Consider the following 417-nt stretch of genomic DNA (forward strand, 5'->3'; position numbering starts at 1 on the left):
GGCTCTCGCAACAGAACCGCGACGCCGGGACCGGGAACCGTCCCGCGATCTGCGGGCGCTGATCAAGTCGCACAAGGCAACGTACGCGGCGTTCGGCAAGGCAATCCACGAAATGGATGGCAGTAACCGCGACCTCGAAAGAATCAGCCGGGCTGAGGAAAGGGCGCTGCTGGCTGTATGCGCCTATCCTGCGGTGAGGGAAGGTGATCGCCGGGCCAAGGTCCGGTATCTTTTAAGGATCGAGGCACGCGGTGAACTCGACCTGGCAGAGCACGTGCAGGCTCTTCTCCGCTCGACGGTGTGGAAGGGATAGGACCGGCTTTCCCGTTGTGTAAGTTAGACGTCCGCAATACGGAAAGACCGGTCGCGTCTATGTTTGAGGGCATCGCGTTGAAAGTACGCCAAACAGCGCTAAGG

Annotated in this window: 1 protein-coding gene; it reads left to right on the top strand. The window is 60.4% G+C overall.

Annotated elements, in window-relative coordinates; genetic code table 11:
* A partial coding sequence (locus tag E5W87_RS35625; protein ID WP_292408693.1) for a hypothetical protein occupies positions 1–313 on the top strand: 313 nt, incomplete at its 5' end.
* Between the last annotated feature and the right edge of the window lie 104 nt (positions 314–417).

The sequence above is a fragment of the Mesorhizobium sp. genome, from assembly GCF_004962925.1.
Classification (GTDB): domain Bacteria; phylum Pseudomonadota; class Alphaproteobacteria; order Rhizobiales; family Rhizobiaceae; genus Mesorhizobium.